Source organism: Curtobacterium sp. Csp2 (assembly GCF_013347165.1).
In genome coordinates, this window is the sequence record NZ_CP054593.1 from 2,116,493 (window position 1) to 2,129,232 (window position 12,740).

The following is a 12,740-nucleotide window of genomic DNA, read 5'->3' on the forward strand; positions in this document are numbered from 1 at the left end:
CCGCTCCGCGCCGCCGGCGCCGCCGGTGTCGCGGTGGTGTCGGGCATCTGCGCGGCGGCCGACCCTGGTGCGTCCGCTGCCGCGCTCGTCGCGACGTGGGACGCCGCCGGACCCGGCCACGGGGCGGACCGGACGGACGACGGCGGGGGTGGGGCGTGCCTCCAGGCCGGCCCACCGGACCACGGGGCGGACGCGTGACCGGGGGTGTGCCCCGCGTGCTGAGCATCGCGGGGACGGACCCGACGGGCGGGGCCGGCGTGCAGGCGGACCTCAAGGCGATCGCGGCGCACGACGGGTACGGCATGGCGGTCGTGACCGCGCTCGTCGCACAGAACACGCACGGCGTGCGGTCGGTGCACGTGCCGGACCCGGCGTTCCTGCGGGAGCAGCTCGACGCGGTGTCCGACGACGTGACGGTGGACGCGGTGAAGACGGGCATGCTCGGCACCGCCGCGGTCGTCCGCGAGGTCACGGCGTGGCTCCGGGCGCACCGGCCACCGGTCGTCGTGGTCGACCCGGTGATGGTGGCGACGAGCGGCGACCGACTGCTCGACGCGGACGCGGTCGAGGCGGTCCGGGAGCTCCTCGGGCTCGCCGACCTGGTGACGCCGAACCGGGCGGAGCTCGCGGTGCTGGCGGAGCTGGCAGCGGGCGCGTCGGACGGCGGGGGTGCCGTGGGCGGCGACGATCCGGCCCTGCTCGTCGCACGGACCTGGGGCGTGCGGGTCCTGGCGAAGGGCGGCCACGACGACGGGGCCACGGCGGACGACGAGCTCGTGGAGCCCTCGGGCGCGCGGCGGACGTTCTCGGCGCCGCGGGTCGCGACGACGAACACGCACGGCACGGGGTGCTCGCTGTCGAGCGCGATCGCGACGCTCGTGGTGCGGACGGGCGACTGGGAGCTCGCGGTCGGCGAGGCGAAGGCGTGGCTCGGTGCCGCACTGGCCGGGGCGGACGACCTGCGCGTGGGGAGCGGGAACGGACCGGTCGACCACGGTGCCGCCGTCCGGGCGCTCCTGCCGCCGGTGCGGTGGACGGACCGGTGGTGGACGGACGTCGCCGTCGTGCTCGAGGAGATCCTCGCGACGCCGTTCCTGGTGGGGCTGCGGGACGGGACGCTGTCGACGGAGGTCTTCGCGGGGTACCTGGCGCAGGACGTGCACTACCTGCGGGCGTACCAGGGGCACCTGTCGGCCCTGGCTTCGGCAGCGACGCCGTCGTCGGACGAGGCCGCGTTCTGGGCGGGTGCCGCGCAGGGGTGTGCGGACGAGGCGCGGGACCTGCACCACCGCCGGCTCGCGGGCTCCCGGGCGGACGACCCCGTGCACCCGGTGTGCGCCGGGTACCTCGCGCACCTGCAGCGGGCGGCGGACACCGGCTCGGCGGCGGTCCTGGCGGCGGCGGTGCTGCCGTGCTTCCGGGTCTACGCCTGGGTCGGGACGCGGCTCGGCCGGGCACCAGAGGGACACCCGTTCGGCGACTGGCTCGGAGCCTACGGCGACCCGGGGTTCGCGGCGGCCTCGGCGGCGGCGACGGACCGGGTCGAGCGGCACGCGGCCGCGGCGAGCGCCGAGGAACGCGGGCGGATGACGGCGGCGTTCCGGGCGTCGACGGCCTGGGAGCTGGCGTTCTTCCGGATGCCGACGGACTGACGGGGCGGCGCGTGCCCCGGGGCGGGCCCGGGCCCGGGTCCGCATGCCGGGGGTCAGCGCGGGGGCAGACGGACCAGCTCGACGGTCAGGTCGCTCCCGGACACCTCGCCGCGCACCCACGTGTGGTCGGGCTGGCGGCGGCGGTCCGTCGGCGATCCCGGGTTGAGCAGCCGCATGCCCGACGGGGCGACGGTGTCCCACGGGATGTGCGAGTGCCCGAACACGAGCACGTCGGTGTCCGGGTGGTCCCGGTCCGCCCGGCGTTCCCGCCCCGTCGCGGCCCCGGTCTCGTGCACGACCGCCCAGCGCAGGTCCTCGACCAGCAGGTGCGCGACGAGGGGCAGCCGGTCGTCGAACTCGGGACCGTCGTTGTTGCCGCGGACGCCCGCGAAGCGCCGGGAGCGTGCCTGCACGGCGTCGACGGTGGCCAGGTCGACCCAGTCCCCCGCGTGCACCACGAGGTCCGCGGCGTCGATGTCCGCCCAGAGCCCGGCGGGCAGGTCCTTCGCGCGCTTCGGCAGGTGCGTGTCGGACAGCAGGACGAACGACGTCGTCACGAGGCCGTGCGACCGGGCATCGGCAGGCCGGCCTCGTCCGCGGCGCCGAGCCGCTCGAGCAGCCCGGCGAGCAGGGCGACGTCGTCGTCGGACCACTCGGCGAGGCGTTCCTCGAGGGCGCTGCGGTGCATCCGGACCGACCGGTCGAGTGCGGCACGTCCGGCGTCGGTGGCCTCGAGCGGCTTGGCGTTTCCCGAACCACCGTCGGTCGTGCGGACGAGCCCGGCGGCGAGCAGCCCGGACAGCTGCCGCGAGATCGTCGAGCGGTTGAGCCGCAGGTACCGGGCGATGTCGATGGCCATGCAGCCGGGGTGCTGCACGACGAAGTCGACGAGGGACTGGTCGACGACGCTCAGTGCCTCGTCGTCACCGCGGGCGCGGATGCTCGCGCGTCGGGTGATCCGGGAGAGTTCCGTGTAGGCGCGGCCGATGTCGCTGTTCCGGACGTCGCTGTTCCGGACGGCTCCGTCGCGGAGGTCTCCGTCCCGGACGTCGGAGCTCGGGCTGCTCATCTCGGTCTCCAGCCTCTCGCGGGGGTGCGCCGTCCGTCGGCGCCGATCGGTCCCGCCACCATACCGGCGGGTACGTGCGCGGAACCCTCAGTGACCCGCCGCCGCGGCCCGGAGTGCGGGGATGTCGAGCTTGACCATCTGCTGCATGGCCGCGAAGACCCGGGCGTTCGCCTCGGGGTCGCCGCTGCCGGTCATGAGCTCGCCCATCATGGACGGGGTCACCTGCCACGACAGGCCCCAGCGGTCCCGGAGCCAGCCGCACGCGACCGGCTCGCCGCCGTCGGCGAGCAGCGCGTCCCAGACGCGGTCGAGTTCGTCCTGCGTGTCGACGTCGACCTGGAACGACACCGCGTCGGTGTGCGGGTGGCCGGGTCCGCCGTTCATCGCGCGGTACGGCTGTCCGAGGAGCGTGAACTCGACGACCAGTGCGGACCCGTCGGGCATCCGCGCGACGCTGTCGACGCGGCTGTCCCCGAACAGGCTCGTGTAGTGCCGCGCCGCGGGCTCTGCCTGGTCGTCGTACCAGAGGAAGGGGGTGATCGTCGGCATCGTCGCCTCCGCGTGGTGGGGTCAGTCCGCGGCGCCGCGGCTGAGCAGGTCGGCCTTCTCGGGGTGCTCGTCGAACCACTTCGCGACGAACCAGCACATCGGGACGATGCGCTTCGTGGTGGTGGCCTCGACGTCCGCGACGGCGTGCTCGACGAGCTGCGCCGCGTACCCGTGGCCGCGGTGCTTCGGCACCGTGTAGGTGTGCGGGAACGACACGGCGTCGTCGGTCGCGCGGCGGTCGAGCACGCTGACGAGCTCGCCGTCGACGTACATCGCGTAGCGGTCGCGGTCGGCTTCGTCGCGGAACTCGTGGGCCATGCGGCCATCATGCACCCGGCCGGGACGGGCCGTGCACCGTGCGGGAATGCGCCGCCGCACGCGGTGTTGCAGGTCGCATGACCACCATCGGCATCATCGGAGCAGGCAACATCGGATCCCAGCTCGCACGTCTCGCGGTGCAGCACGGCCACCAGGTCGTGATCGCGAACTCGCGCGGACCGGAGACGCTGCAGGACCTCGTCGCGGAACTCGGCGACGGTGCCCGTGCGGCGACCCGAGACGAGGCGGCGGCCGCCGGGGACATCGTCGTCGTGACCACCCCGCTCGCCGCGATCGAGACCATCCCCGTCGAACCCCTCGTCGGCAAGGTCGTCATCGACACGAACAACTACTACCCGCAGCGCGACGGCCACATCGCGGCCCTCGACGACGAGACCACCACGACCGCCGAGCTCCTGCAGGACCACCTGCCCGGCGCCCGCGTCGTGAAGGCCTTCAACCACATCGCCGCGACGGCCCTCACCGACGAGGCGCAGCCCGCCGGCACCCCGGACCGCCGCGCCCTGGTCGTCGCCGGTGACGACGAGGACGCCAAGGCCGTCGTGTCGGAGCTCATCGACTCGTTCGGCTTCGACGTCGTCGACGCCGGGCCGCTCGCCGAGGGCTGGCGCATCCAGCGGGACACCCCCGGGTACGTCACGCGGTACACGGCCGACGAGCTGCGCGGCAAGCTCGCCGAGGCCAAGCGCTACCGCGACATGTGACCCCCGCCCGGCGCAGCCCCGCGTCCCCGGAACTGGGGCTGCGCCGAGGTCCATGCGGACGGATAGAACTGACGATGGATCAGTACGGACGAGGGAGCACCAGTGGCGTCGCACCGCATGCCGGACCGGGACCGGCCGCGCCGACCGGTCCCTGCCTGGGTCACCGCGCCGCCGCACGCTGCGGTCACGACCGTGGTCGCGGATGCCGGCCTGGAGGCACGCCCCACCCCCGCCGTCGTCCGTCCGGTCCGCCCCGTGGCCGGGTCCGGCGGCGTCCCACGTCGCGACGAGCGCGGCAGCGGACGCACCAGGGTCGGCCGCCGCGCAGATGCCCGACACCACCGCGACACCGGCGGCGCCGGCGGCGCGGAGCGGTGCGACGTCGTCCAGCCCGACCCCGCCGATCGCCACGCACGGCAGGTCCGTGGCCGCGGCGATCCGCGCGAACCCGTCGTGCCCGAGCGCCGGCGGGTGGTCCGGCTTCGTCGTCGTCGGGTGCACGACACCGACCCCGAGCAGGTCCACCGTCCCGCGGGGGAGCCGCTCGACGGCCGCCAGGTGCTCCGGCGTGTTCGCGGTCAGCCCGACGTGGGCGTCCGCGCCGAGCAGGGCGCGCGCCGCCGTCACCGGGACGTCCGACTGGCCGAGGTGCACCCCGGCGACGGCGTGCCCGGCGTGCCGCGCCGCCAGGGCCACGTCGAGTCGGTCGTCCACCACGACCGTCGCACGGTCGCCCACCGCGTCCGCGACCGCCGCGGTCAGGGCGAGCAGGTCCCGGGCCGACGCCGTCTTGTCGCGGACCTGCACGATCCGCACGCCGCCGTGCACCGCCGCACGGACGACCGCGAGCACGCCGAGGCCGTGCCGGTCGCGCAGCACGGGGTCGGTCACCAGGTAGACACCCACGTCCGCGGTCACGCGCCGACCCCCTGCGGGGCGGTCGTGCCCGGTTCGACGGTGATCCGGGCGGCGCGGACGACGTCCTCCGGGGTGAGGGACGCCAGCCGGTCGAGGAACAGCGGCTGGAACGTCCCCGGTCCACCGGCGTCCGTCGCCGCGAGTTCGGCGGCGATCGTGTGCACCGCGGTCGCCGCGACCGCCGCGGCCCCGGGGTCGTCCGGGGCCACCGCCGTGAAGGCCGCGACGACCGCACCGAGCGCGCACCCGCCGCCCGTGATCCGCGTCAGGAGCTCCGTCCCGTTCGCCACCCGCACCACGCCGGTGCCGGGCGCGACCACGAGGTCGACCGCACCGGACACGGCCAGCGCGCCCACGATCCTCCCGTCCGATGCCCCGACGGCCGCCGCACGCGCGTCGTCGGGGCCGACCGTGCTGTCCACTCCGCGCCCACCGGCGCTCGCGCCGAGCACGGCGAGGACCTCGGAGGCGTTGCCTCGCAGGACCGTCGGGCGCAGAGCCAGGAGCTCGCGCGCCAGCGCGGTGCGCACCGGGAGCGAGCCGACGGCGACCGGGTCGAGGACCCACGGGGTGCCCGCCCCGACGGCGGCGGTCGCGGCCTCGACGGACGCGGCACGCGGCTCGGCGTGCGGGGTGCCGGTGTTCACCAGCAGGGCGTCGGCGACCCGGGCGAACGGACCGGCCTCGGTCGTGACGTCGACCATCGCGGCCGAGGCACCGAGGGCCAGCAGGACGTTCGCCGTGACGTTCTGCACGACGGTGTTCGTGATGCACTGCACGAGCGGCGAGCGGGCCCGGACGGCCTCCAGCAGGTCGGCGGTGCGGTGGGCCCAGGCAGGGGAGGGCGCAGCGTTCTCCATGGACGATCCCTTCGCGAGTACGAGCTCGAGCAGGTTCGACGGGTGTGATCTCAGCCGCCCGGTGACGGCACCCCGTGTCTCGGGGCACACGGTACACGAGCCGTCCGCAGTCATCGAGGGGGCCCGTGTGCCAGGGTTGACGGGTGCCAGATCCGACGCCTCCCGGACCCCCGCCCGGTCCGCGCGACCCCGGCGACGCGTGGGCGGTCGGACCCGACGGGACGAAGGCGTGGGGCCGCTTCGGCGCCGCCGGCCTGCTCGTCGACGACGGTCACGGCCGCGTGCTCCTGCAGCACCGCGTCGAGTGGAGCCACCACGGCGGCACCTGGGGCATCCCCGGCGGCGCCCGGCACCAGGGCGAGGACGCCGTCACCGGCGCGCTCCGCGAGTCCGCGGAAGAGGCCGGGGTGCCCGAGGACGGCGTCGACCTGCGCCACACGGCCGTCCTCGACCTCGGCTTCTGGACCTACACGACCGTGGTGGGCCGCGCCTCCCGGCCGTTCGACCCGGTGATCGCGGACCGCGAGAGCCTCGCGCTGTCCTGGATCCCGCTCGACCAGGTCGTCGACCTGCCGCTGCACCCGGGCTTCGGCGCCTCGTGGCCGGCGCTCCGCGACGCCATCACGACCACCCCGCACGTCGTCGTCGACGCCGCGAACGTCGTCGGCAGCGTGCCCGACGGCTGGTGGAAGGACCGCGCCGGTGCGGCGTCGCGACTGCTGGCGTCCGTGTCGACGCTCGCCGCGGCCGGGCTGCCCGCCGACGCCCTCGGGCTCGGGTTCGACCGGTGGTGGCCACGCTGGACCGTGGTGCTCGAGGGCGCCGCGCGCGGTGCGGACGACGTCGGTGCGGACGTGGCCGTGGTGCGCGCCGAGGGGTCCGGCGACGACGCCGTGGTCGCGGCGACGGCGGCCGCGGTCGATGCCGGCGACGCGCCCGTCGTGGTCGTCACGGCGGACCGCGAGCTGCGTGAACGCGTCGGGGCGCTCGGGGCCGAGGTCCGCGGTCCCGGCTGGTTCCGCGAGCAGGGCTGAGCGACCGCCGGGCTCCGGTTCCGGTGTCGCCGGGCTCCGGTTCCGGGGTCGCCCTGCGACGCGCATCGTGACCGAACCGTGACGGAGGGGGCTCCGTGCCGATACGCTGGCGCCCACGTCGACGGGGACGTGCCGACAGGAGGTCACGATGGAGCGTGTCACGAGAGCCGACGACCGCGTCCACCGCCCAGCCGGGCCCTGGACGCCGACGGTGCACCAGCTGCTCACGCACCTGCACGAGCAGGGCTTCGTCGCGGCGCCCGAGCCCATCGCCCTCGGCGACGCGCTCGAGACGGTCACCTTCGTGCCCGGCGTCGCGGGCAACTACCCGTGGAGCGCCGAGATCGCGGGCGAGGCGGCCCTCGTCACCTCCGCGCGCCTGCTCCGGCAGTACCACGACGCCGCGGCCACGTACCCGCGCAGCGCGACCGACGTGTGGTCGCAGGCCGAACGCCTGCCGGTCGAGACGATCGTGCACGGCGACTTCGCGCCGTACAACTGCGTCTACGACGGCATCGCGGCGGTCGGGCTCATCGACTTCGACACCGCGCACCCCGGTCCGCGGGTGTGGGACGTCGCGAGCGCGGTGTACCGGTTCGCACCGTTCACCACCGGGCAGGTCGAGGGCAGCACGGCGCCGACCCTGGACGAGCGACTCGAGCGGGCCGCGGAGTTCTGCCGCGCCTACGAGCTCGACGACCGGTCCCGCGGGGTGCTCGTCGAGACGATGACCGCCTCGCTCGTCGCCCTGGTGACGACGATGGAGACCGAGGCCGCCGCCGGCAACCCGAAGTTCATCAGCGACCTGGAGCACGGGCACGCCGAGCTCTACCGGGCCGACGTGGCGTACATCGAGGCGAACGCGGACGCGATCCACCAGGCGGTCACCGCGCTCTGACGGACGGACCGCGCCCAGGCAGCGTGCAGCCCGCACGCGGCGGTCTCCGACGGATCGTCCGGTAGCGTCGGGAGGCCATGACCGACAGCCCGGCCGACGCCACCCCGTACGAGGTGCTCGGCGTCCTCCCCACCGCCGACGACGACGAGCTCCGTCGCGCCTACCGCCGGGCCGCCCGCGAGTCCCACCCCGACCTGGGCGGGGATGCCCGGCGCTTCCGGCAGGTCCAGGTCGCGTGGGAGCGCATCGGCACGCCGGCCGCCCGTCGCGCGTACGACGCCGGGTCCCGGGCGACGTCGGGGTCCGCCGGCACGAGCGGGCCGTCCGGGTCGTCGAGCTGGCGGAGCGACCCCGGCCGCGACGCGTACGCGCCGCCGGCCGCCCGTCGTGACTCCCGTCCGCGCGCCCGGTCGCACGGCCACCCCGGCGGCCGGTCCCGCGAGGTCTTCCTGCAGGCGGAGCGCGAGTGGGTCGGACTCGGCGACCCGATCGACGACCCGTACGACCCCGTGCTCGTCCGTTCGGCACCCCGGCACGTCCGGCGCCTGCTCGGCGAGGCCCTGGCGGAGGAGGCGACCGCGTCGATCGTCGCGGACATGGGCATCGGCGTGACCGTGTGGCACGACCTGGACGCCGGCGCCGAGGGCAAGCTCGACCACGCCGTCCTCACCACCACCGGACTCTGGGCCGTCGAGTCGATCGACTGGGGCGGCGCCGTCCGCATCGAGCACGGCGAGGTCACCGGCGAGACCCTGGCGCCGGGGGAGCGTCCCGTCAAGGAGCTCGTCCGGGCAGCCCGTGCCGTGCAGAAGCAGACGCGCGTCCGGTTCACCGGCAGGCTGCTGGTCGTGCCCGACACCGCGGTGGACGAGGACGTGCAGGTCGTCGGGCCCGCGCGGAAGCCGACGGCCTTCGTGGTCCGCCGCAGCGCGCTCCGGCAGGTCCTGAACGGCGTGTGGTCCCCGGAGGGCAACGTTGACGTCTTCGCGGTGCGCGACCAGCTGCAGCAGACCGTCCGCTTCGTCTGACCGCGCGCTGCGCGGGGGACCGCCTCAGTACCCGCGGAGCTTCTCCAGGTCCCGGCGCTCCCGCTTGCTCGGGCGTCCGGCACCGCGCTCTCGGGTCGGGACGAAGCCGGCCTCCTCGCGGGGGAGCCGCGGCGGGGTGCGGTCCTCGAAGTGCTTCGCGGCCTCCGGTGCGGTCGTCCGCTTCAGGATGATGCCGCGGACGACCACGATCCGGTCGAAGCCGTTCTGGCGGACCCGCACCTCGTCCCCGGGGGCGACCGGCTGCGCGGCCTTCGCCCGCTCGCCGTTCACCCGGACGTGCCCGGCCTTGCACGCGGCGGTCGCGGCCGAGCGGGTCTTCGTGATCCGCACCGCCCAGATCCAGCTGTCCACGCGCGCCTTCTCCACCGGACCACCCTACGCGGCCGTCCCCGCGTCCTAGGCTCACAGCCGTGCCCCAGCCCGCAGCGACGCCGTCCGACCCCGCCGCGCTCGCCCGCGCCCGCGCCCTCGCGGTCCTCGCCGCCGCCGCCCCCGGTGACCGGCTCGTCGTCCGGGCACACCACGGCGACGGCGCCCGGGACGCCCTCGGCGAGCTCGTCGCCCGCACCCCGACGACGGTGTCGATCGCGACCCGCCGCGGCACGGTCGTCGTGCCCCTGGACGCCGTCGTCGCCGCGAAGCCCGTCCCGCCACCCCCGGCACCACCGCCTTGCCGCACCTGACCCCCGCGCCGGACCGCCCACCTCGCCCCGCTGCGGCGAGGCGACCCGACCACGCAGCAGCCCACCCGTAGCCTCGGGGCATGGTCGTCCCCGTCCCGCTCGGCACCGAGGACCGGACCGCCCGGCTGACCCTCCACCGCCCCGACCACTGGCACCGCGAGGACGCGCAGCAGGCGGACCTCCGCGTCACCGGTGACGACGTCGTGCTCACCGTCCGGTCCCGTCCGAGCGACCGGACGATCGCCGAGGAGCACACGAGCCTGCTCGAGCGGCTCCCCGGGTCCGTCGAGGGGCTGCGGCTGATCGGCTCCGACGCGTGGACCGCGGCCGGCGCCCCCGCACGCCTCGTCGAGTACGTGCGGCCCACGGCGGACGAGTGGACCGAGGGCGGCGACGTCGCCGGTGCGCACCTGCTCTTCGTCACCGGTCGGCACCGCGTCGACGTCACCGTGGAACGTCCGCTCCGCCGGCTCGTCGCCACCGACGACCTCGTCTTCGCCGTGCTCGAGTCGGTCCGTGCGACCGAGCCGACCCCGGCACGCCCGCAGCGCGACCTCGAGCCGCTGCCCGCCCCCGCGCCCGAACCGGTCCTCGACGGACCGCGGGTGAGCGTCGCCGCACTCGCCACCCTGCAGGGCCTGATCGGCCGCCGCTGGAACCCCACCCTCCTCCGCACCGAGGCGGGCCGCGAGCTCGTCGAGGCCGGCCTCGTCGGCCGGCTCGGCACCCTGCCCGAGTCCACGCAGGCGCTCCTCGCACCCTGGCAGGAGGGCACCCAGCCGGTCACGCTGGAACAGCACCTGCCCGACGGGCGGCGGACGCGCCTCCAGGCCTGGTCCGACACCGTCGTCGACGGGACGGACGACGTCGTGGTCGGCTCCGCCACGCCGGAGCGGGTCGTCGCGCTGCTGGCCGGGAGGCTCGGCATCGGTCCGACGTGGACCTTCCCGTTCCGCACGGGGTCGCTCCGGGCGGACCTGCTGGGTCGCCGCGTCGGCGGCGGCACCGACGTGCCGGACCTGCCCGCGTCGATCGCCGAGGGCGACCCGCGGCTGGCCCGGTTCTGGTCCGCCCCGTGGACCGTCACGCACCTGCTGCGTCCCGGCCGTCCGGAGCCCGTCACGATCGTGCACGCTGCCGGGCACGGATTCGCGCGCGTCGGACGCACGACGGCCGGGGAGACGTCCTTCCGGACGGACTCCCCGGCCAACGTGTACCGGAGCGTGGTGCGCGCGGTGCTCGCCGCTCCGACCGCCTAGGCGGCCGGACCCGCGGTCAGGGTGACCGTGACGGTCTTCGCGGCGCCCGTGGCGTCGGTGTAGCCGACCGTCACCTCGTCACCCACCGAGTGGGCGCGGATCGCCGCCGTGAGGGCGTCGCTCGAGGTGACCGCGGAGCCGTCCAGGCTCGTGATCGTGTCGCCCTCGGTCAGCCCGGCCAGGGCGGCGCCCGAGTTCGCGACCGTCCCGGCGACCGCGACGCCGCCGCTCGTGGCGGTGCCGCTCACCTCGACCCCGAGGAACGCCGGCAGGCCGATCGTGATCGTGTCCGACGCGTGCCCGGCAAGGATCTCGTCCGCGATGGACTTCGCCGTCGCGATCGGGATGGCGTAGCCCGTGACGTCCGCCGACCCCGAGGACGCGGCGGTCGCCATGCCGACGACCTCGCCCTCGCTGTCGAGCACCGGGCCGCCGGAGTCGCCCGACACGATGTCCGCGGCGACCTGCAGGAGCCCCTGCAGCGACTCGGTCCCGGTGCCGGACTCGCTCTGCACCTGGATGTCCTGGTCGGTCGCGGTCACGGTGCCCTGGGCGGACACCAGGTCACCCGTACCACCGGCGTTGCCGACGTCCGTGATCGCGTCGCCGGTCTTCGCACCGCCGTCGTCGTCGAGCGTGACGGTGGAGAGCCCGGAGGCGTCCTTGAGCTTGAGGACGGCGACGTCGTGCGTGGCGTCGGTGCCGACGACCTCGGCGTCGTACTGCTTGCCGGTCGTCTCGTCCGTCACGGTGATGCTCGTCGCGCCCTGCACGACGTGGTTGTTCGTCAGGATCGTCCCGTCCGAGGTCAGGATCATCCCGGTGCCGGCGGCCTGCGACGACGCGTCGTAGTTCAGGACCGTGTCGATCGTGACGACGCCCTTCTTCTGCGCGGCGGTCGCGGCGGTGGCGGCCGACTCGGTCGCCGTCCCGGAGCCGGTGCCCGTGCCACCCGTGCCGCTGCCGTCGCCGGTGCCGCCGGTCCCGTTGCCGTCGCCGTACCCGGGGACGGTGAAGCCGTTCGTCCCGGACCCGCCCGTGCCGGTGCCGGAGCCGGTGCCGGGCAGGCTGCCCTGCGTCTGGCTCGACGTCGTCGTGGTGTGCTGCGAGGACAGGCCGAGTGCCGTGCCGCCCGCGGCGCCGAGGATCGCGAGCGCCGCGACGCCGGAGCCGATCACCAGGCCGAGCCGACGGGGCTTGCCGTTCTTCCCGGTGGTGTGCGCCCAGCCACCGGCGTGCGCCCAGCCGCCGGCGTGGTCCGCGGTGGCGGCTGCCCCGGCCCAGTGCTGCTGGCCGTGCGGACCGGCAGGGTTGCCGAGCGACGCCCCGCCGAGGAGCGCCGCGGAGCCGACGAGGTACGGGCCGCGTCCGTCCTGCGTGTAGGCGTAGGGGCCAGACCCGTCGGCGCCGTACAGGTAGGGGCCGCTGCCGTCGAACGCGTACGCCGGGCGGAGCGTGGTGCGGTCGGCGTGCGGCGCCTCCCACTCGGTCCGCGGTGCCTGCTGCGCGTCGTGCTGGTCGTCGGCCGCTGCGGGGTTCGGGGTCTCGTTCATCGGTGCTCTCCGGTCGTCCTCGGCGCCCTGGTCGAGCGTCGTGGGACCCAGTACAGGCTCCGAACCCATGACGGACCTATGAACGAACCCGGTGGCTGCTCCGGGGTTCCTCGGGGGCCGCCGAGCAGGGTGCACGCATAGGCTTGCACCACTGCCCATGCACGCGTCCGCCC

The 12,740-nt window shown here is 75.6% G+C and carries 14 protein-coding genes, 2 pseudogenes and 1 riboswitch; of the genes and pseudogenes, 8 read left to right on the top strand and 8 right to left on the bottom strand.

From position 1 onward, the window contains the following. Nucleotides 1-198, top strand: a pseudogene (locus tag HUN59_RS19710) (hypothetical protein); the annotation flags it as partial. Continuing rightward, a complete protein-coding gene (gene thiD, locus HUN59_RS10315) occupies nucleotides 195-1,652 on the top strand; it encodes a bifunctional hydroxymethylpyrimidine kinase/phosphomethylpyrimidine kinase (RefSeq protein WP_254629853.1) in 1,458 nt (485 codons plus the stop codon). The pseudogene HUN59_RS19710 and the gene thiD, both read left to right, overlap by 4 nt. A gap of 53 nt (nucleotides 1,653-1,705) precedes the next feature. Here the strand turns inward: thiD and HUN59_RS10320 are convergent, their stop codons facing one another. The 4 genes from HUN59_RS10320 to HUN59_RS10335 form a co-directional block, all read right to left on the bottom strand. Then, the gene (locus HUN59_RS10320) at nucleotides 1,706-2,209 is read right to left on the bottom strand and encodes a metallophosphoesterase family protein (protein WP_174778295.1); all 504 of its coding nucleotides are present in this window, start codon (nucleotides 2,207-2,209) and stop codon (nucleotides 1,706-1,708) included. Continuing rightward, on the bottom strand, nucleotides 2,206-2,721 hold the full coding sequence (locus tag HUN59_RS10325) for a MarR family winged helix-turn-helix transcriptional regulator (protein ID WP_141861094.1): 516 nt from the start codon (nucleotides 2,719-2,721) through the stop codon (nucleotides 2,206-2,208). The genes HUN59_RS10320 and HUN59_RS10325 overlap by 4 nt, the downstream gene beginning before the upstream one ends. Nucleotides 2,722-2,808: 87 nt before the next feature. Continuing rightward, nucleotides 2,809-3,270, bottom strand: a complete 462-nt coding sequence (locus HUN59_RS10330) for a VOC family protein (protein ID WP_141861092.1) — start codon at nucleotides 3,268-3,270, stop codon at nucleotides 2,809-2,811. A gap of 21 nt (nucleotides 3,271-3,291) precedes the next feature. Then, nucleotides 3,292-3,588: a GNAT family N-acetyltransferase gene (locus HUN59_RS10335; protein ID WP_058743238.1), complete on the bottom strand. Its 297-nt coding sequence runs from the start codon at nucleotides 3,586-3,588 to the stop codon at nucleotides 3,292-3,294. Nucleotides 3,589-3,665: 77 nt separating this feature from the next. Here HUN59_RS10335 and HUN59_RS10340 point away from each other — a divergent pair, with 77 nt between their 5' ends. Next, nucleotides 3,666-4,313 (top strand): NADPH-dependent F420 reductase, encoded by a 648-nt coding sequence (locus HUN59_RS10340; RefSeq protein ID WP_174778294.1) that lies wholly within the window; start codon nucleotides 3,666-3,668, stop codon nucleotides 4,311-4,313. 306 nt (nucleotides 4,314-4,619) lie between these two features. On the opposite strand, the pseudogene thiE reads toward HUN59_RS10340, so the two are convergent. Together thiE and thiM are read right to left on the bottom strand one after the other, a co-directional pair. Continuing rightward, nucleotides 4,620-5,231: pseudogene (gene thiE, locus HUN59_RS10345) on the bottom strand (thiamine phosphate synthase); the annotation flags it as partial. Then, nucleotides 5,228-6,091, bottom strand: a complete 864-nt coding sequence (thiM, locus tag HUN59_RS10350) for a hydroxyethylthiazole kinase (RefSeq protein WP_174778296.1) — start codon at nucleotides 6,089-6,091, stop codon at nucleotides 5,228-5,230. The pseudogene thiE and the gene thiM, both read right to left, overlap by 4 nt. Beyond that, nucleotides 6,080-6,176: riboswitch (TPP riboswitch) on the bottom strand. (Overlaps the previous gene by 12 nt.) 58 nt (nucleotides 6,177-6,234) lie before the next feature. Between thiM and HUN59_RS10355 the strand changes: the two genes are divergently transcribed. The 3 genes from HUN59_RS10355 to HUN59_RS10365 all read left to right on the top strand — a co-directional run bounded on the left by HUN59_RS10355 (nucleotide 6,235) and on the right by HUN59_RS10365 (nucleotide 9,051). Beyond that, nucleotides 6,235-7,125, top strand: coding sequence for an NUDIX domain-containing protein (locus tag HUN59_RS10355; protein ID WP_174778297.1), 891 nt, complete (start codon nucleotides 6,235-6,237; stop codon nucleotides 7,123-7,125). Nucleotides 7,126-7,273: 148 nt separating this feature from the next. Continuing rightward, nucleotides 7,274-8,023 carry a phosphotransferase gene (locus tag HUN59_RS10360; RefSeq protein WP_058741637.1) on the top strand — a complete coding sequence of 250 codons (750 nt, stop codon included), beginning with the start codon at nucleotides 7,274-7,276 and terminating at the stop codon, nucleotides 8,021-8,023. A 77-nt stretch (nucleotides 8,024-8,100) separates the two neighbouring features. Next, entirely contained in the window at nucleotides 8,101-9,051 is a 951-nt protein-coding gene (locus tag HUN59_RS10365; protein ID WP_174778298.1) for a DnaJ domain-containing protein, read from the top strand. 24 nt (nucleotides 9,052-9,075) lie between these two features. On the opposite strand, the gene HUN59_RS10370 is transcribed toward HUN59_RS10365, so the two are convergent. Further along, nucleotides 9,076-9,438 (bottom strand): RNA-binding S4 domain-containing protein, encoded by a 363-nt coding sequence (locus HUN59_RS10370; RefSeq protein WP_174778299.1) that lies wholly within the window; start codon nucleotides 9,436-9,438, stop codon nucleotides 9,076-9,078. A gap of 44 nt (nucleotides 9,439-9,482) precedes the next feature. On the opposite strand from HUN59_RS10370, the gene HUN59_RS10375 reads away from it, so the two are divergent. Then, nucleotides 9,483-9,755 carry a hypothetical protein gene (locus HUN59_RS10375; protein ID WP_174778300.1) on the top strand — a complete coding sequence of 91 codons (273 nt, stop codon included), beginning with the start codon at nucleotides 9,483-9,485 and terminating at the stop codon, nucleotides 9,753-9,755. Nucleotides 9,756-9,835: 80 nt separating this feature from the next. Further along, nucleotides 9,836-11,014, top strand: a complete 1,179-nt coding sequence (locus HUN59_RS10380) for a hypothetical protein (RefSeq protein WP_174778301.1) — start codon at nucleotides 9,836-9,838, stop codon at nucleotides 11,012-11,014. Here HUN59_RS10380 and HUN59_RS10385 read toward each other — a convergent pair. Continuing rightward, complete coding sequence (locus HUN59_RS10385) at nucleotides 11,011-12,567, bottom strand: S1C family serine protease (protein ID WP_174778302.1); 1,557 nt, start codon at nucleotides 12,565-12,567, stop codon at nucleotides 11,011-11,013. The genes HUN59_RS10380 and HUN59_RS10385 overlap by 4 nt on opposite strands. Nucleotides 12,568-12,740 lie beyond the last annotated feature (173 nt).